The sequence below is a fragment of the Enterobacter sp. 01-M-02-SI-ECC genome (genome assembly GCF_047530595.1).
Taxonomy (GTDB): Bacteria; Pseudomonadota; Gammaproteobacteria; order Enterobacterales; family Enterobacteriaceae; genus Enterobacter; species Enterobacter cloacae_M.
In genome coordinates this window covers 22683-40532 of the sequence record NZ_JBLKCZ010000013.1, presented here as the reverse complement: position 1 = coordinate 40532, position 17850 = coordinate 22683, and the positions used below count along the sequence as shown (strand labels likewise).

Genomic DNA, 17850 nt, shown 5'->3' with positions numbered 1-17850 from the left:
AACTTTTCGCGCCTGGGGTGAGATTATGTCGACTATTGACGCACAAGCTGTAGCACAACGAATTGATACCGTGCTGGATATCCTGGTGGCGGGCGATTATCACTCTGCTATCCGTAATCTCGAGATCCTGAAGTCTGAACTTCTTGCTCAGAATGGTGCCGACAATGCGCCAGAAAACGGACAGCCAAAAGCGCCGTGGGAAGTTTAATCCCACCGTCTCCGACCTCGTTTCGCTTTATTAAATGGATGCTATGAATTCCCGACAACAACTCATTTTGCAGATGGTCATCGATCAGGGACGCGTAAGCGTAGTCGATCTCGCTAAAACCACTGGCGTGTCTGAAGTCACCATTCGTCAGGATCTTAATCTGCTGGAAAAACAGAGCTACCTGCGTCGCGCGCACGGATATGCTGTCCCGCTGGACAGTGATGACGTTGAGACGCGCATGATGAATAACTACGCGCTCAAACGTGAACTGGCGGAATTTGCCGCGTCACTGGTGAACAACGGCGAGACCGTCTTTATTGAAAACGGCAGCAGTAATGCCCTGCTGGCGCGCACGCTTGCCGATCAAAAAGACGTTACCATCATCACCGTCAGCAGCTATATCGCGCATTTGCTCAAAGAGACGCGCTGCGAGGTGATTCTGCTGGGCGGTATTTACCAGAAAAAAAGTGAAAGCATGGTTGGCCCGCTGACCCGTCAGTATGTCCAGCAGGTACATTTCAGCAAGGCCTTTATCGGGATTGACGGCTGGCAACCGGAGACAGGTTTTACCGGCCGGGATATGATGCGCTCCGACGTGGTGAATGCCGTGCTGGAAAAAGAGTGTGAAGCCATTGTACTGACCGACAGTTCTAAATTTGGTGCCGTTCACCCTTATACGATGGGCCCCGTGTCACGCTTTAGCCGCGTGATTACCGATGAACGGTTGAGCGATGCGCACCGTAATAAACTGGAAGATGACGGGCTGATCGTCAATATTATTAAAACGACCGCCTGAGTTCCCTCCGCGCCCGAATATCGGGCGCATAAGCCCCTTCTTTGTCTGAGATGATTCCTGGTACTTCTTTAAGAGTTTTTACCTGTTTAACCTGCATTAAAGTCGTAAAATTAATGTTAGCGATATAACAGGAAGTGACTATCACCTGCGTGATTACGTAACGCCTGCGCGACCAGCTTTCACGGAGAACAGAATTAAGTATTCGATTCGTCTATACTTAACGTGTACATCTTTCCGTGAATCGATAATTCAGGAGAAAGTATTATGACCTTAACCAGCAAAAAATTAGCCGCCGCTGTTCTGGCAATCACTGTAGCAATGTCCCTGAGCGCGTGCTCTAACTGGTCTAAACGTGACCGTAACACCGCTATTGGTGCCGGTGCCGGTGCTCTCGGTGGTGCAGTATTAACGGATGGTAGTACGCTGGGTACATTAGGTGGCGCTGCTGTCGGTGGTATTATCGGTCACCAGGTTGGCAAATAATTATTATCTAAGCCTTCCACGGTATTGCGATATTTGAACGCATTTCAGGTCTGACATACGCACGTATATAACACGAGCCACGGCATTTGCCGTGGCTCATTTATTTTAACCGCCTGCCAGTTTGACTTTCATACCTTTGGCTTCCAGCAGAGATTTTATTAAATCGCGCTTATCTCCCTGGATTTCAATAATGCCGTCTTTCACGGCGCCGCCGCAGCCACATTTCTTTTTCAACTCGGCCGCCAGCTTTGCCAGTTCAGCATCATTCAGGTCAATGCCGGAGATAAGGCAAACCCCTTTCCCTTTTCGTCCACTGGTTTGACGCTGGATCCGAACGATGCCGTCCCCTTTTGGACGTTCCACTTTCGCTTTCGGCTCGTCTATACGCCCACTATCAGTTGAATAGACCAGACGGCTGTTGGAATCGGTCATTAGGCCCCCTTTTTCAGCGATGCGTTGATAGCCTTAAGCGTCTCAGCCGGGTTGGCAGACTGCGTTACCGGACGCCCGATGACCATGTAGTCAACGCCAGCAGCCAGCGCCTGCTCAGGCGTCATAATACGGCGCTGATCGCCCACTTCGCTGCCTGCAGGACGGATACCCGGCGTAACCAGTTTAAAATCCTGGCCCAGCGCTGATTTGAAACGTACCGCTTCCTGCGCGGAGCAGACGACGCCATCCAGGCCGCAATGCTGCGTCAGACGTGCGAGACGTTCGGCATGCTCGGCGGGTGACAACGTCACGCCCAGGTCGCGTAGATCGTTTTCGTCCATACTGGTCAGAACGGTGACCGCAATCAACAGCGGTGCATCTTTACCGAACGGCAGGAGCGCCTCACGGGCGGCCGTCATCATTCTTGCCCCACCCGATGCATGGACGTTGACCATCCATACGCCCAGCTCTGCGGCTGCGGCAACGGCGTGCGCCGTGGTATTCGGGATATCATGGAATTTCAGGTCGAGGAAAACGTCAAAGCCGCGCTGCTGCAGATCGCGAACGATTTGCGGTCCAAACAGCGTGAACATCTCTTTGCCAACTTTCAGACGGCAGTCGCGAGGGTCGATGCCGTCGACAAACGCCAGTGCAGCGTCACGCTTATTGTAATCAAGCGCAACAACAACAGGAGAATCCGTAATTACGCGGGAAGTGGAGGATGTAACAGACGTCATGACCAGCCCTTTTCGTCTATGGGCGCGCAGCGGCGCGGAACAGATAAACGGCCAGCATTCTACCTGCCGACGCCGCAAATTGACAGGATCCATTTACGCGCCTGCCAGGCCGACAAACCGCACGGAGTTCAGGATGTGGGAAAAACGATCAGTATGTTGTAACTAAAGTGGAGTGTTTTAAAAAAATTACTGCCCGTCCAGACCACGGATTGGCTTGATGGTGGACCAGGCGCGGCAGGAAGGACAGTGCCAGTAGAGCGTATACGCGGTAAAACCACACTTCTGGCAACGATAGCGCGGCTTGCTGCGCACCTGTTCGCCAACCATGTCGCGCAGCACCATCAGGCTCTCTTTGGCGCGCCCTTCTTCAGCGTCGTTCAGGTGGTAATCCATCAGCTTATGGAACACCCGCATGGTCGGATGGCGCTGCAGCTGACGCGTAATATAAACCTGCGCGGTGTCGCTTCCCTCATACTGCTCAACGACGTCTGAGAGCATCAGTTCAGCGGTGGCACCGGTATTTTCTTCCACGCAGCGACGCAGGAAAGCTACCCACTCTTCCTGCTTGTCCAGCTGTTGATAGCAGGTTTGCAGCATTTCCAGCGTTTCACTGACCAGCTCTTTGTCCTGGTCGATAACCCGCAGCAGGCTTTCAACGGCTTTGGCGTAGTCGCCACTCGCCATAAAGACGCGCCCCATCATGATGGAGATTCGCGCGCTGTTGCGGTCCGCGGCGGCGCCTTTCTTCAGCAGCGCCATGGCTTTATCCATGTCGTCGTTGCCCATCTGCTGAAGAGCAAGTTCACAGTAGAAATGGGCGATCTCAACGCGCTGCTTATCTTTACCCAGCTTCACCAGACGTTCCGCGGTATCAATGGCTTTCTGCCAGTCGCTGGTGGCCTGATAAATCTGCAGGAGCTGCTGCAGCGCGCCGATGCGGAAATCTGTTTCGTCCACCAGCTGCGCGAACATATCTTCTGCGCGATCGTACAACCCTGCGGCCATGTAATCCCGCCCCAGCTGTTGCACCGCAAGGAGACGTTGATCGTAGGTCAGCGAGGCGCTTTCCATCAGGGTCTGGTGAATACGAATGGCACGATCGACCTCGCCGCGCGAGCGGAACAGGTTGCCCAGGGTGAGATGCGCTTCAACCGTCCCCGTATCCTCTTTCAGCATATCGAGGAACAGGTCTACCGCTTTGTCCTGCTGATTGCTCAGAAGGAAGTTCACCCCCGCAACGTAGTCGCGGGAGAGCCGGTTGGCCTCATCCTGTTTTGTTTGTTGCGCACTTCTGCGGCCCATATACCAGCCATAGGCTGCGGCTACAGGCAAAAGCAGAAACAACAACTCCAGCATAGTCGATTATTCCTTCACGACCGGCACACCAGAGCTTTCCGGGATGTCAGACGCAGGGGCAATGTTATTTTCGAGTCGCTTAATTTTACGTTCAGCGCGCGCAAGAGAGACACGGACTTTAAGCCAGAACAGACCGCAAACCAGCCAGCCAATGGCAAATCCGGCAGCAAATAATACCGCCAGCAGGCTCGAGACGCGATACTCACCCTGAGCCAGCAGATAGTTAAACGTCACCTGCTGATCGTTTTGTGCACCCAACGTGACTGAAATGACAAAAATCGCCAATACCAGTAAGAAAATGAGTAAATATTTCACATTACTTCCCGTTATGTGGTTCAAGCGAATAAAGTGTGTTCAATTCACCGCAATCAGCCTTATAAACTACCATTTTAGCGACGAGCGCGAAACGGAAAAAGTGACGCGCAGGTCATGGATCTATGGGCAAAATGCGGAATATCAACCGTCAGGCGTCTGTCTGGTCCCTTTCGGCAATTTCTTCTTTCTCTTCTGGCGGTGGCGTTAGCGGGCCACAGAATCGTTCAGTGAGCCAGGTCGCCAGCACGATCAGCAGCCATGAGATGAGCGTGGCGACGACCAGGTCGCGCGGCCAGTGCATCCCCAGCAGCAGGCGGCTGCCCATGACTCCCGTCGCCCAGACCAGTAAAATCACGATAGTGATCGTTCGGCGCCTTGGCCAAAGCAGCCCAACCCCCAGCAACGCCCAGCTGGCCGCAAACATGGTGTGACCGGAAGGAAACGCGAACCCGGTCTCTTTCTGCCAGTGTTTACGCAAGAATTTCGGGATATCCTGCTGTTCCGAAAGCTGTTCTTTCACCAGCGCGCCACGATCTTTTCGCTTTAAATTGTAGAACTCATCCACCGGAACATGATGCGTTTTTTCCAGCCAGACGACAAAAGGACGCGGTTCCTGAACGCGATCTTTAACCCAGGACTTTACGCCCTGGCCGACAAGGATAGCGCCCCCGAGGATCGCAAAGAGCATCAGCGCCGCGCGCAAACGAAAGCGCAGGCACCACAGAAACCAGGCGCAGAGGAGTACGTGGGTAATAATCCCCCACGGCTGGGTGACCGTTTCCGTTATCCAGTATAACGTTTTCAGCCACGTGGCATTATGCCCGGGCTGCCATATCCAGCCTGAAAGCCATACGGCCAGAGGCATAATCAGTAAAATGGCCGCACCTGCTGCCGTACGTCTGGCGATTGAAAGCATGTCTTCTCCTTTTTCGCTAAGCGTCACAATCATAACTGAAATTAATCATCCTGGTGGATATGTCGGATCGTGCGTTTAACGTTCATATAGCATGGTGCCCATTAGGCGAACCTGCTGAGCTTGTGGCAAAATGAACTGATACAGAAAGCAAAACAGGGCAAAGGCACGAAACGTGTCAGCCTACTCTGGAGAATCACATGCAGCTTAAACGTGTGGCAGAAGCCAAACTGCCAACCCCATGGGGCGATTTCCTGATGGTGGGTTTTGAAGAACTGGCAACCGGACAGGATCATGTCGCGCTGGTTTATGGTGACATTTCAGGGCAGACGCCGGTTCTGTCCCGCGTCCATTCAGAGTGTCTTACCGGCGACGCGCTGTTCAGCCTGCGCTGTGATTGTGGTTTCCAGCTGGAAGCCGCCCTGTCTCATATTGCAGAAGAAGGCCGCGGTGTGCTGCTTTATCACCGTCAGGAAGGTCGTAATATTGGTCTGCTGAATAAAATCCGCGCCTACGCGCTTCAGGACCAGGGCTACGATACGGTTGAAGCAAACCATCAGCTTGGCTTTGCCGCTGACGAACGCGACTTCACCTTATGCGCCGATATGTTCAAGCTGCTGGGCGTGGACGAAGTTCGCCTGCTGACCAATAACCCGAAAAAAGTGGAGATCCTGACCGAAGCGGGGATCAACATCGTCGAGCGCGTACCGCTGATTGTCGGCCGTAACCCGAAGAACGCCCACTACCTGGATACCAAAGCCGCCAAAATGGGTCACCTGCTGAAAGAGTAATGCTAAAAAGCCCGGCACGGGTGCCGGGCTCGTTTCATCAATCCAGCATCTTACGAATCACATAATGTAAAATGCCGTCGTTCTGGTAATAGGTCAGCTCGGTTGCCGTATCAATACGGCACCGGCAATCCAGCACCTCGATTTTCCCGTCTGCCCGCGTTAACTTCACCGGCACCGTTTTCCCCGGCTGCAGGTTTTGCAGACCGCTAATCTCAATCTGCTCTTCCCCGGTCAGTCCCAGCGTTTTACGCGTCACACCCTGCGGAAACTCGAGCGGCAGGATCCCCATACCAATCAGATTCGAGCGGTGAATACGTTCGAACGATTCGGCGATGACCACGCGAACGCCAAGCAGACGCGGACCTTTCGCCGCCCAGTCGCGGCTGGAGCCGGAACCGTACTCTTTCCCGGCGATCACCGCCAGCGGCGTACCTTCCTGTTGATATTTGACCGCCGCATCATAAATCGAAACTACTTCCGTTCCCGGCAGATGGCGCGTCATGCCCCCTTCTACGCCCGGGACCATTTCGTTACGAATGCGGATGTTGGCAAAGGTCCCGCGCATCATGACCTCATGGTTGCCGCGACGCGAGCCGTAGGAGTTAAAATCGCGGCGTTCGACGCCCCGGCTCTGCAGATAACGGCCTGCCGGGCTATCGGCTTTGATACTCCCCGCCGGAGAGATATGGTCGGTCGTGACGGAATCCCCCAGCATCGCCAGTATGCGCGCGCCGTGGATATCCTTAAGCGGTGCCGGCTCGGCCAGCATCTCATCAAAGAACGGCGACAGACGAATATAGGTCGAGTCATCCTGCCAGTCGTAGGTATCTGAGCCCACGACGTTGATGGTTTTCCACTCCGGCGTGCCTTCAAAGACCTCCGCATACTCTTTGCGGAACATCTCGGTTGAGACCTTTTCAACGGCCAGCGCGATTTCACGCGAAGATGGCCAGATATCTTTCAGGTAGACAGGGTCATTCTTGCGATCGTGCCCAATCGGATCGGTCGCCAGGTTGATATTCATGTTGCCTGCAAGGGCATACGCCACGACCAGCGGCGGCGAGGCAAGCCAGTTGGTTTTCACCAGCGGGTGAATACGCCCTTCAAAGTTTCGGTTACCGGACAGGACCGCGCCTACCGTCAGGTCGCCCTGCTTAATCGCCGTTTCAATCGGTTCAGGCAGTGGGCCGGAGTTACCAATGCAGGTCGTACAGCCGTAGCCCACGAGGTTAAAGCCCAGTTCGTCAAGGTACGGCGTCAGTTTGGCCTGCGCCAGATAATCCGATACCACTTTGGAACCCGGTGCCAGCGAGGCCTTGACCCATGGCTGAGGTTTTAGCCCAAGCTCTACCGCCTTTTTAGCCAGCAGACCTGCCGCCATTAAGACGCTGGGGTTCGAGGTGTTGGTGCAGGAGGTAATGGCCGCAATAACAACCGCGCCGTCCGGGAGCTGATACTGATGTCCGTTCAGGACATAGTCGACTGGACGGTGGTCTTTCTGCGCCACGTTCACTTCCAGGGCATTGCTGGCGGCAAAGGCTTTTGGCACGTCACTCAGCGCAACCCGATCCTGTGGACGTTTCGGCCCGGCGAGGCTCGCCTCGACGCTTCCCATATCGAGTTCAAGCGTGCTGGTGAAGACCGGTTCATCGCCCGGGTTTCGCCACATGCCCTGCGCTTTGGTATAGGCCTCCACCAGCGCGACCTGCTCTTCGCTGCGCCCGCTAAGGCGCATGTATTCCAGCGTGACGTCATCGATGGGGAAAAAGCCGCAGGTTGCACCGTATTCAGGCGCCATATTGGCAATGGTGGCACGGTCGGCAAGCGGCAGCGAATCCAGACCATCACCGTAGAATTCTACAAACTTGCCCACCACACCATGCTTACGCAGCATCTGGGTGACGGTGAGCACCAGATCGGTGGCGGTAATGCCTTCAGACAGCTTGCCGGTGAGCTTGAAGCCCACCACGTCAGGGATAAGCATGGACACCGGCTGGCCGAGCATGGCCGCTTCCGCTTCGATACCCCCGACGCCCCAGCCCAGCACGCCCAGACCGTTGATCATGGTGGTATGGGAGTCCGTGCCCACCAGCGTGTCCGGATAGGCGACCCACTCTTTATCCTGCAATTCACTCCAGACGGCTTTACCCAGATATTCAAGGTTCACCTGGTGACAAATACCGGTACCCGGCGGGACCACGCTAAACCGGCTGAACGCCTGCTGCCCCCACTTAAGAAACACGTAGCGCTCGTGGTTGCGTTCCATCTCCAGACGCACGTTCTCGCCAAAGGCGTCGTCATCACCAAAGCGGTCAACGGTTACGGAGTGGTCAATGACGAGGTCAACGGGGGAAAGCGGATTCACTTTTGCCGTATCTCCGCCGAGACGCTTAACGGCCTCGCGCATCGCGGCTAAATCAACGACGGCCGGGACACCGGTAAAGTCCTGCATCAGCACCCTGGCCGGGCGGTAGGCGATTTCTCTGTCGGCATGGGCATTTTCCAGCCACCCTGCCAGCGCCTTGATATCATCGAGGGTGACAGAGTCACCGTCCTGCCAGCGCAATAGGTTTTCCAGTAAAACTTTCAATGACTTGGGTAAACGCGAAATGTCCCCAAGCGTTCTGGCAGCCAGCGGCAGGCTGTAGTAATGCCAGGTTTTATTTTCTGCCTGTAACGTATCCTTACTGGCTTCGCGTAGGGTTAACGACATAAGCTCCTCCTTAATCACAGAGATGCCCCGACAATCATCAGGGCCGTAATTAAAGATAACACAAAGATGTCGTAACGTTTTGATAACAACCCAAATTGATAAATTTAGGATTGGTCCAGAAAGGGAAAACAAAAAACCCCGCCGGAGCGAGGTTTTACAATTTAGTGGAGGGCCAACCAGATGAGCTGACTCCAGAACAGAATCGACACGGTAAAAACGCCGATCCATGACCAGTATTTGTGAGACGTCATGTTATTCATCATAGGGACACCAGGCATTATTTATTAAAAGTTCCGAGGTAAGTCCTCAGTGCTATATTGCTGATGTGTATTTATTAAAGAGTACGAAAGTGCAGAGTCGATATTCAGACTATTTGCATCATTACGCAATTAACTAAATTATTGTTTTTTGGGTTCGTCTTCTGCGAACACATCAATAAACGCTTGCTGCTGCGGCGTTAGTTTCCAGGACGCGGGTACAACAGTCGCAGGTGCTTTACGCCCTCTGTGGCCGTTGTCACGATGCTGACACATCTGTTTTACCGTTTCTGTACGTACCGTCACTGCCATATTTAACCCCAATATTTCCAGGCCAGGAGAGCAACCACCACCCAAAACAGGGTAGAGACGAGAAAGACCGCCAGCCAGGCTTTACGCTTGAGCGCAGGATCCCTTTGCGGTTCTTCGCTTCCTGAAGGCATTGCTAACCTCATACAATCGACATCGCTTATCATTTAGGACCAAACAATTGGTACAATTAATCATCTGTTGAGATAAATCCTAAAGAAACTTTAGCCGAAAAGCCAGTGAATTTACGCACCGGAAGGTATGAAATATTCAATCTTTTGACCAGAAATAAATAATTGAAAAGAAAAATTTGCGAAGGCGTAAATTAGTTTCTACTTTTGTCGCCAATTCACGACATTATAACCTTACAAATTAAATGGATAATGACATTATATGACAGGGGATGCGTAGATGATGATAATTCTAATTTAGCTTTGAGGCGTTATTTCGGTATCTTTCCCTAAGGGAAAGATACCGGGTGTGATTATTTTTCGGGGAGTTTGATGTCTTTAAACATCTCTTCAATATCTTCATTTGAGCGTAATGCAACGGCGGTATCAACCACGTCACGCGTTAAATGAGGGGCAAAGCGCTGAATAAAATCATACATATAGCTGCGGAGGAAGGTGCTACGACGGAAGCCAATCTTTGTAGTGCTATGACTGAAAACATCATGCGCATCAAGACGCACCAGGTCAGGGTCTGACACCGGATCCACCGCCATGCTGGCAATAACGCCCACCCCCAGACCAAGCCGCACATAGGTTTTAATCACGTCGGCATCCGTCGCGGTAAAGACAATGCGCGGCGTTAACCCTGCCCGGTTAAAGGCCGTATCAAGCTCGGACCGTCCGGTAAAGCCAAACGTATACGTCACCAACGGATATTGAGCCAGCTCTTCGATAGTGACCGACCCTTTACCCGCCAGGGGGTGATCGGGGGTCACCACGATAGAACGGTTCCAGTGATAGCATGGAAGCATCACCAGATCGTCATACAGATGAAGCGCTTCGGTGGCGATGGCAAAGTCTGCATTCCCCTTGGATACGGCTTCAGCAATTTGCGTTGGCGAGCCCTGGTGCATATGCAAAGAGACGCGAGGATAACGCTCGATAAAGCCTTTGATCACACCGGGTAGCGCATAGCGCGCCTGGGTGTGCGTCGTGGCAATATACAGCGAACCTTTATCCGGCCAGGTGTGTTCACCCGCCACAGACTTAATTGCATCGACTTTAGAGAGGACTTCCCGCGCAATGCGGATGATTTCCTGCCCCGCAGGCGTCACCTGGGTGAGATGCTTACCGCTGCGGGCAAATATCTGGATACCTAACTCGTCCTCCAGCATACGAACTTGTTTGCTGATGCCCGGTTGCGAGGTATACAACCCCTCGGCGGTAGAAGAGACGTTAAGGTTATGATTCACCACCTCAACGATATAACGAAGCTGCTGTAATTTCATGCCAGACCATCCGATTTAGCGCATGCGGTCAATCGCTTAAGACGATTTAATAATAAGAAACAGGTTAACTATAACCACTATATCATTTATAGCCTGACTGTATAGTACGGAACAAAAAATAATAACAAGGTAATAAAAAAGGGCCGGAAATCCGGCCCTTTTACAGGTAAGTTACGGTAAGGGAAGATTATTTCTTGCCTTCAACCCATTTGCCATCGACAAAGAAGGCTGACCATCCGGTCGCTTTACCCTCTTTCTCTGCCGCAACATACTGCTGCTTAGTTTTACGGCTAAACCGTACCACGGTTTTGTTGCCTTCCGGATCCTGCTGTGGCGCATCGGCCAGATAACGCAGTTTCTCAGGCAGACGATCGCGGAAGCGATGCAGCTCTTCCACCAGCGGCGCGCGCGTTTCACGCGATTTCGGGAAGGTGTTGGCGGCCAGGAAGACACCTGCAGCACCATCACGCAGCACGAAGTACGCGTCTGATTTCTCGCACGGCAGTTCTGGCAGCGGAACCGGATCTTCCTTAGGAGGAGCCACTTCGCCGTTACGCAGAATTTTGCGCGTGTTTTTACACTCGTCGTTGGTACAGGCCATGTACTTACCGAAACGCCCCATTTTCAGGTGCATTTCAGAACCACACTTCTCGCATTCCACAATCGGGCCGTCATAGCCTTTAATGCGGAACTCGCCCTCTTCGATCTCATACCCGTCACACGTTGGGTTATTACCGCAAACGTGCAGCTTACGTTTTGGATCGATCAGGTAGCTGTCCATTGCCGTGCCGCATTTCTTGCAGCGGCGTTTGGCACGCAGAGCGTTAGTTTCCGCATCGTCACCCTCCAGCACGTTGAGAACTTCGTTCTCAGGCACCAGGTTGATAGTGGTTTTGCAGCGCTCTTTTGGTGAAAGCGCATAGCCGGAACAGCCAAGGAACACGCCTGTGGTTGCAGTGCGGATCCCCATCTTGCGGCCGCAGGTTGGACAGTCGATGCTGGTCAGAACCATCTGGTTAGGCAGCATGCCGCCCTCTTCAGGGTCTTTCTCCGCTTTTTCAAGCTGGTCGGTAAAGTCGCTGAAGAAGCTGTCGAGTACCTTTTTCCATTCCGCCTGATGGCTGGCAACCTGGTCGAGGCTGTCTTCCATTTGCGCGGTGAAATCGTAGTTCATCAACTCGCGGAAGTTTGCTTCCAGACGGTCAGTGACGATCTCACCCATTTTTTCCGCATAGAAACGGCGGTTTTCAACGCGCACGTAGCCGCGGTCCTGAATGGTCGAGATGATGGACGCGTAGGTCGATGGACGACCAATACCGCGTTTTTCCAGCTCTTTCACCAGGGACGCTTCACTGAAGCGCGCAGGTGGCTTGGTGAAGTGCTGTGCCGGAACCAGATCGACAAGCGACAACTCGTCACCTTTATTAACCGCAGGCAGCGTTCTGTCTTCATCGCCTTTACGCAGCGCAGGCATCACCTTCGTCCAGCCGTCGAAGCGCAGAATACGACCGCGCGCCTTCAGGCGGAAATCACCCGCGCCGACGGTCAGCGTGGTGGAGTCGTACTGCGCCGGGGTCATCTGGCACGCCACGAACTGGCGCCAGATCAGCTGATACAGCTTCTGCGCGTCAGCTTCCATGTCTTTCAGCGATTCCGCTAACACCGAGACGTCAGAAGGACGAATCGCTTCGTGAGCTTCCTGAGAGTTCTCTTTGCTGGCGAACTGGTTAGCGCTTTCCGGCAGGTATTTCTTACCGAAATTGTCGCTGATGTAGCCGCGGACCATGTTGACCGCATCCTGGCTCAGGTTGGTTGAGTCGGTACGCATGTAGGTGATGTAGCCCGCTTCATACAGGCGCTGCGCCATCATCATGGTCTTCTTCACGCCATAACCCAGACGCGTGCTTGCAGCCTGCTGCAGCGTAGAGGTAATAAACGGCGCACCCGGCTTGCTGCTGGTCGGTTTGTCTTCACGTTCCAGCACCTGATAGCGTGCTTTTTCCAACAGCGCTACGGCGGCCATGGTCTGGTCGCGGTTTTCCGGACGGAAAGGCTTGTCGTTGTGATGGCTCACCTGCAGCGGCAGAGCGTCACCGCCCGGCGTGGTCACATTGGCATCGACTTCCCAGAACTCTTCCGGCACGAAGGCTTTAATTTCGCGCTCACGCTCAACGACCAGACGCACGGCGACGGACTGCACACGCCCTGCGGACAGGCCACGGGCAATCTTCTTCCACAGCAGTGGAGAGACCATGTAACCCACAACGCGGTCCATAAAGCGACGTGCCTGCTGTGCGTTTACGCGGTCAATATTCAGCTCGCCCGGCTTCTCAAACGCCTGACGAATCGCATTCTTCGTAATTTCGTTAAACACTACACGGCTGTAGCGTTTGTCATCACCACCGATCACTTCCCGCAGGTGCCACGCAATGGCTTCCCCTTCGCGGTCAAGGTCGGTTGCGAGATAGATGTGGTCTGCTTTTTCAGCAAGCTGCTTCAGTTCGTTAACGACTTTTTCTTTACCGGGCAGCACTTCATATTGTGCATCCCAGTTATGCCATGGGTTAACACCCATGCGGTTGACAAGCGCGCTACGTTCATCCTTTTTAGGCTTTTTAGCCCCTTTGGTGGAGGTAGAGTCTGCGCTCTTTTTGCTGGCTGAGCCACTGGTCGGCAAATCGCGGATATGACCCACGCTGGACTTAACCACGTAGTCATTACCCAGATACTTATTGATCGTTTTGGCTTTTGCCGGGGACTCAACGATGACGAGAGCTTTACCCATATTCACCTTTACCTAATTTAATTCTTCCAGGAATACGCCGCACGTTGATTTCCCTTCCGCTGACGACGAGCCAATGATATTGCGACTGCGTCAGGAGATATCAACCCCTTTGTCTTACCGGACGTTAATGAGAAGACGCCCAGGTGATTGAGTTTTCGGGTATTTTTCTCACATCTCGTGTAATTCGTGACGAATTCCCGGTTGAATGTCAAGCAATTCTGTTGCCAGAATGACGAAAGCGCACACTCTACCTGATAAAATTCGTTACGCAACTTTATTAGCATGCAAAAGCAGATCCCGCCAGCCAGGACCCTGCACCTTATCCCCTCACATTACAGGGAAAATTTGCCCCCAAAGCGCCCTCGGCGTAGACTATTGTCACTGTTTAAGGAGTGGATTATGCAGAATACGACCCAACCTATTGACCGAGCCTCTCTGCTTATCGAAGCAAACAAGCTTATCCGTGACCATGAAGATACGCTGGCGGGCATTGAAGCCACCGGCGTAGAGCAGCGTAATGGCGTGCTGATTTTCAGCGGCGAATACTTCCTTGACGAACAGGGTTTACCGACCCCGAAAAGCACTGCCGTGTTTAACATGTTCAAATACCTGGCGCATACGCTTTCAGAGAAATATCACCTGCTCGATTAACGCAAAGCGCGAGGCATATGCCTCGCGTTTTTGTTTACAGCAGCGGTTTTTGTCCGCGCTGTAGCCAGCGCAGCAGCAGGCGGTCCGCGCTTTCTGCGGCACTGTTGGTAAAGCGGTCAAGGAGTCGCTTACGCTGGGTAAAGCGCACGCCCACCAGTTCCCGACCTTCCATCAGATTGAGCAGCAGATCGTCGCTGGTTCCAACTTCATCCACCAGCCCTTTCTCCTGCGCCTGGACGCCGTACCAGTGCTCGCCCGTCGCGACGTGTTCAATATCGAGCGTTGGGCGCATACGGTGTACAAAATCTTTAAAGAGATGATGCGTTTCATTGAGATCTTCGCGGAATTTTTGACGTCCTTCTTCCGTGTTTTCCCCCAGCAGCGTCAGGGTACGTTTGTACTGACCCGCCGTGTGAAGTTCGATATCGATCTCTTTATTTTTCAGGAAGCGGTTAAAGTTCGGAATCTGCGCGACCACGCCGATCGAGCCAATAATGGAGAACGGCGCGGCAACAATTTTGTCCGCCACGCAGGCCATCATGTAGCCACCGCTCGCTGCAACTTTATCCACGGCCACGGTCAGCGGGATCTGTTTTTCACGCAGGCGCTGCAGCTGTGAGGCGGCCAGTCCGTAACCGTGAACCACCCCGCCCGGGCTTTCAAGACGCACGACAACCTGATCCTGCGGTGTCGCCACGGCCAGAACGGCAGTCACTTCTTCCCGCAGAGAAGACACTTCATGCGCATCCATACTGCCTTTAAAATCGAGCACATAGACGAGCGGCGTGGCCTTATCCTGCGGCGCATTGAGCTTTGCTTTTGCCTTTGCCGCTTTGGCTTCCTGTTTATGCTTTTTCTTCTGCGCTTTCAGCCAGAGTTTCTGTTGATGACTATCAAGCAGCGCCAGAGACATCTCTTCCTGCATCTCTTTATACTGCTCGCTCAGGCGGGTGATGCGTAACTCCCCACGCTGACGCTTGCGCTGCGTCAGGTTGACAATCAGAACGGCTACCACCGCAATGGCAATCACCACCGTCGCGATTTTGGCCAAAAACAACCCATATTGAGAAAGTAATTCCACGCGTTCCACCTTGATTTAACCACGAATCTTTCACGGCAGTGTACAACAGCCCTGCCCATGCGTCTCGCTCGCGACATTACCTCTGCGAGGCGCCTTCAGGAATCCCCGGACCGGAGATTAAATATTTGCAAAATGTTAATTTTACAGTAATGCGTCCTGTAGACTGATTGAATTATCAGGCGAATTCGGGCATAAAGCCGAAAAGTCATTATAAAGGCACCATTGCGTCACCGGTCGCCAGAGGAGTCACCGTGCATTATCAACCGCAAAAAAATCTGCTGCACAACCGGATTATTCTTGTCACCGGTGCCAGCGACGGGATTGGCCGCGAGGCGGCCCTGACATACGCCGAATATGGCGCGAACGTCATTCTGATCGGCCGCAGCGAAGAAAAACTGCAAAACGTCGCTCAGGAGGTTGAGGCTAAATGCGGCACGCCTGCCCCGTGGTATACACTCGATTTACTGACCTGCACGCCCGCGGTGTGCCAGGAATTAGCCCAGCGCATCAGCGTTCACTATCCGAGACTCGACGGCGTGCTGCATAACGCCGGTTTGTTAGGCGAGGTTCGTCCGATGGATGAACAGGATCCTGATATCTGGCAGCAGGTGATGCAGGTCAACGTCAACGGCACGTTTTTCCTGACACAGGCATTGCTTCCTTTATTACTCAAATCCGAGTCCGGGTCCCTGGTCTTTACCTCATCCAGCGTTGGCCGTGAAGGACGCGCAAACTGGGGAGCCTATGCCGTATCAAAATTCGCGACCGAAGGCATGATGCAGGTGCTGGCGGAGGAGTATCAGAGCCGCCATCTGCGCGTAAACTGCATTAACCCGGGCGGTACGCGCACCAAAATGCGCGCCAGCGCGTTCCCGAGCGAAGATCCGCAGAAGCTGAAAACCCCGGCAGACATTATGCCGCTCTATCTCTGGCTGATGGGCGACGACAGCCGCCGCAAAACCGGGATGACCTTTGACGCCCAGCCGGGACGTAAACCAGGAATTTCGCAATGAGTGAAGAACGTCATCAGCAGCGCCAGCAGCGTCTGAAAGAACAGGTCGATGCACGCGTTGCCGCAGCCCAGGACGAACGTGGGATCGTCATCGTTTTTACCGGCAACGGAAAAGGGAAAACCACCGCCGCATTCGGCACGGCAACACGCGCCGTTGGACACGGTCAAAAAGTGGGCGTGATCCAGTTTATCAAAGGCGAATGGCCCAACGGTGAGCGGAATTTGCTTGAGCCTCACGGCGTTGAGTTTCAGGTGATGGCGACCGGTTTTACGTGGGATACTCAGAATCGGGAAACGGACACCGCAGCCTGTCTCGCCGTCTGGGAGCATGCAAAGAGAATGCTGGCCGATCCCTCGCTGAATATGGTGCTGCTGGATGAGATCACCTATATGGTCGCCTACGACTACCTGCCGCTGGAAGCCGTGCTGGATGCTCTAAAGAATCGTCCTGTACACCAGACGGTTATCGTCACGGGGCGCGGGTGTCATCGGGATATTCTGGAGATGGCCGATACCGTCAGCGAACTGCGTCCGGTCAAACACGCGTTTGATGCAGGCGTCAAAGCGCAAATTGGAATTGATTACTAAAGAAAAAAGCCCGGTGCGTTCACCGGGCTTTAATATTAACCGTTGTTGTTACGGCTGCCGGAGCGGCGACTGCTGCTCACCTGGCTGTGGCGCTTCACCGCGCGACGGATCTGATTCGCCTTCATGCGACGACGATCTTTTTCCACCGCCACTTTTGAGGTGGTTTCTGGCGTCAGGCCAACCAGCTCGCGCAGGTAGTTGGTTTGGGTCAGATCCAGTTCGGTATAACCCCCGCGCGGCAGACCTTTCGGCAGCAGAATGTCGCCGTAACGGACGCGGATCAGACGGCTCACCTGGACGCCTACCGCTTCCCAGAGACGACGCACCTCGCGGTTACGGCCTTCGGTCAGGGTCACGTTGTACCACTGGTTAATGCCTTCCCCACCGGTAAATTTGATGGTTTTGAACGCCGCAGGACCGTCTTCAAGCTGAACGCCACGCGACAGATCGCGCAGTTTATTTTCGTCAACCTGGCCAAATACGCGCACCGCGTATTCACGTTCCACTTCACGGCTTGGGTGCATCAGACGGTTTGCCAGTTCACCATCGGTGGTGAACAGCAGCAGACCGCAGGTGTTCACGTCCAGACGACCGACGGCAATCCAGCGAGCGCCACGCAGTTTAGGCAGACGGTCAAACACCGTCGGACGACCTTCCGGGTCGTTGCGGGTGCACAGCTCGCCTTCCGGCTTGTAGTAAGCCAGCACGCGGCAGATCTGTTCAGCGGACTCTTTCACGGAGATGAGGTGACCGTCGATGCGGATCTTCAGCCCCGGTACGATTTCAACGCGGTCACCCAGCGTGGCGATTTTACCGTCCACACTCACGCGACCCGCTTCAATAATGGCTTCGATTTCACGGCGTGAGCCGTGGCCGGCGCGCGCCAGCACTTTCTGTAACTTCTCGCTCATTGAGCTTCCTCAGGTGTCGCCTTCACAGGCGTCTTGATATACTTGCAAAACAA

The 17850-nt window shown here is 53.8% G+C and carries 19 protein-coding genes; 7 read left to right on the top strand and 12 right to left on the bottom strand.

Annotation, left to right across the window (positions count from 1 at the left end; genetic code table 11):
* Nucleotides 1–25: 25 nt before the first annotated feature.
* From ACMWLG_RS16650 to osmB, 3 genes are all read left to right on the top strand, one after another.
* A complete protein-coding gene (locus ACMWLG_RS16650; RefSeq protein WP_029740522.1) occupies nt 26–208 on the top strand; it encodes a hypothetical protein in 183 nt (60 codons plus the stop codon).
* Between the two features lie 43 nt (nt 209–251).
* Nucleotides 252–1004, top strand: a complete 753-nt coding sequence (locus tag ACMWLG_RS16645) for a DNA-binding transcriptional regulator YciT (RefSeq protein WP_023312063.1) — start codon at nt 252–254, stop codon at nt 1002–1004.
* Nucleotides 1005–1268: 264 nt separating this feature from the next.
* Complete coding sequence (gene osmB, locus ACMWLG_RS16640) at nt 1269–1487, top strand: osmotically-inducible lipoprotein OsmB (RefSeq protein ID WP_008501216.1); 219 nt, start codon at nt 1269–1271, stop codon at nt 1485–1487.
* Nucleotides 1488–1592: 105 nt separating this feature from the next.
* Here the strand turns inward: osmB and yciH are convergent, their stop codons facing one another.
* The 5 genes from yciH to pgpB form a co-directional block, all read right to left on the bottom strand.
* A complete protein-coding gene (gene yciH, locus ACMWLG_RS16635) occupies nt 1593–1919 on the bottom strand; it encodes a stress response translation initiation inhibitor YciH (RefSeq protein ID WP_045400174.1) in 327 nt (108 codons plus the stop codon).
* Entirely contained in the window at nt 1919–2656 is a 738-nt protein-coding gene (gene pyrF / locus ACMWLG_RS16630; RefSeq protein WP_045355906.1) for an orotidine-5'-phosphate decarboxylase, read from the bottom strand. The genes yciH and pyrF overlap by 1 nt, the downstream gene beginning before the upstream one ends.
* Nucleotides 2657–2842: 186 nt before the next feature.
* Complete coding sequence (gene lapB, locus ACMWLG_RS16625) at nt 2843–4012, bottom strand: lipopolysaccharide assembly protein LapB (protein WP_023312066.1); 1170 nt, start codon at nt 4010–4012, stop codon at nt 2843–2845.
* A 6-nt stretch (nt 4013–4018) separates the two neighbouring features.
* Nucleotides 4019–4327, bottom strand: coding sequence for a LapA family protein (locus ACMWLG_RS16620; protein WP_023312067.1), 309 nt, complete (start codon nt 4325–4327; stop codon nt 4019–4021).
* Between the two features lie 148 nt (nt 4328–4475).
* Entirely contained in the window at nt 4476–5243 is a 768-nt protein-coding gene (gene pgpB, locus ACMWLG_RS16615; protein ID WP_045400200.1) for a phosphatidylglycerophosphatase B, read from the bottom strand.
* Between the two features lie 197 nt (nt 5244–5440).
* On the opposite strand from pgpB, the gene ribA reads away from it, so the two are divergent.
* Nucleotides 5441–6031, top strand: coding sequence for a GTP cyclohydrolase II (gene ribA, locus ACMWLG_RS16610; protein ID WP_008501210.1), 591 nt, complete (start codon nt 5441–5443; stop codon nt 6029–6031).
* A 37-nt stretch (nt 6032–6068) separates the two neighbouring features.
* Here the strand turns inward: ribA and acnA are convergent, their stop codons facing one another.
* From acnA to topA, 5 genes are all read right to left on the bottom strand, one after another.
* Nucleotides 6069–8744: an aconitate hydratase AcnA gene (gene acnA, locus ACMWLG_RS16605; protein ID WP_023312069.1), complete on the bottom strand. Its 2676-nt coding sequence runs from the start codon at nt 8742–8744 to the stop codon at nt 6069–6071.
* A gap of 161 nt (nt 8745–8905) precedes the next feature.
* Entirely contained in the window at nt 8906–9004 is a 99-nt protein-coding gene (gene ymiC, locus ACMWLG_RS16600; RefSeq protein ID WP_032623144.1) for a small membrane protein YmiC, read from the bottom strand.
* A 311-nt stretch (nt 9005–9315) separates the two neighbouring features.
* Nucleotides 9316–9456, bottom strand: a complete 141-nt coding sequence (locus ACMWLG_RS16595; protein ID WP_213327741.1) for a YmiA family putative membrane protein — start codon at nt 9454–9456, stop codon at nt 9316–9318.
* 338 nt (nt 9457–9794) lie between these two features.
* Nucleotides 9795–10769, bottom strand: coding sequence for an HTH-type transcriptional regulator CysB (cysB, locus tag ACMWLG_RS16590; RefSeq protein ID WP_008502814.1), 975 nt, complete (start codon nt 10767–10769; stop codon nt 9795–9797).
* 187 nt (nt 10770–10956) lie between these two features.
* Nucleotides 10957–13554 (bottom strand): type I DNA topoisomerase, encoded by a 2598-nt coding sequence (gene topA / locus ACMWLG_RS16585; RefSeq protein ID WP_045620487.1) that lies wholly within the window; start codon nt 13552–13554, stop codon nt 10957–10959.
* Between the two features lie 399 nt (nt 13555–13953).
* Between topA and ACMWLG_RS16580 the strand changes: the two genes are divergently transcribed.
* Entirely contained in the window at nt 13954–14205 is a 252-nt protein-coding gene (locus ACMWLG_RS16580; protein WP_045400179.1) for a YciN family protein, read from the top strand.
* A gap of 34 nt (nt 14206–14239) precedes the next feature.
* Here the strand turns inward: ACMWLG_RS16580 and sohB are convergent, their stop codons facing one another.
* Entirely contained in the window at nt 14240–15286 is a 1047-nt protein-coding gene (sohB, locus tag ACMWLG_RS16575) for a protease SohB (RefSeq protein WP_045400183.1), read from the bottom strand.
* A 251-nt stretch (nt 15287–15537) separates the two neighbouring features.
* Between sohB and ACMWLG_RS16570 the strand changes: the two genes are divergently transcribed.
* Nucleotides 15538–16299 carry a YciK family oxidoreductase gene (locus tag ACMWLG_RS16570; RefSeq protein ID WP_023312074.1) on the top strand — a complete coding sequence of 254 codons (762 nt, stop codon included), beginning with the start codon at nt 15538–15540 and terminating at the stop codon, nt 16297–16299.
* Complete coding sequence (gene cobO / locus ACMWLG_RS16565) at nt 16296–16886, top strand: cob(I)yrinic acid a,c-diamide adenosyltransferase (RefSeq protein ID WP_045400186.1); 591 nt, start codon at nt 16296–16298, stop codon at nt 16884–16886. Before ACMWLG_RS16570 ends, cobO begins: the two co-directional genes overlap by 4 nt.
* Before the next feature lie 35 nt (nt 16887–16921).
* On the opposite strand, the gene rluB is transcribed toward cobO, so the two are convergent.
* On the bottom strand, nt 16922–17797 hold the full coding sequence (rluB, locus tag ACMWLG_RS16560; protein WP_023312076.1) for a 23S rRNA pseudouridine(2605) synthase RluB: 876 nt from the start codon (nt 17795–17797) through the stop codon (nt 16922–16924).
* Nucleotides 17798–17850: the final 53 nt, after the last annotated feature.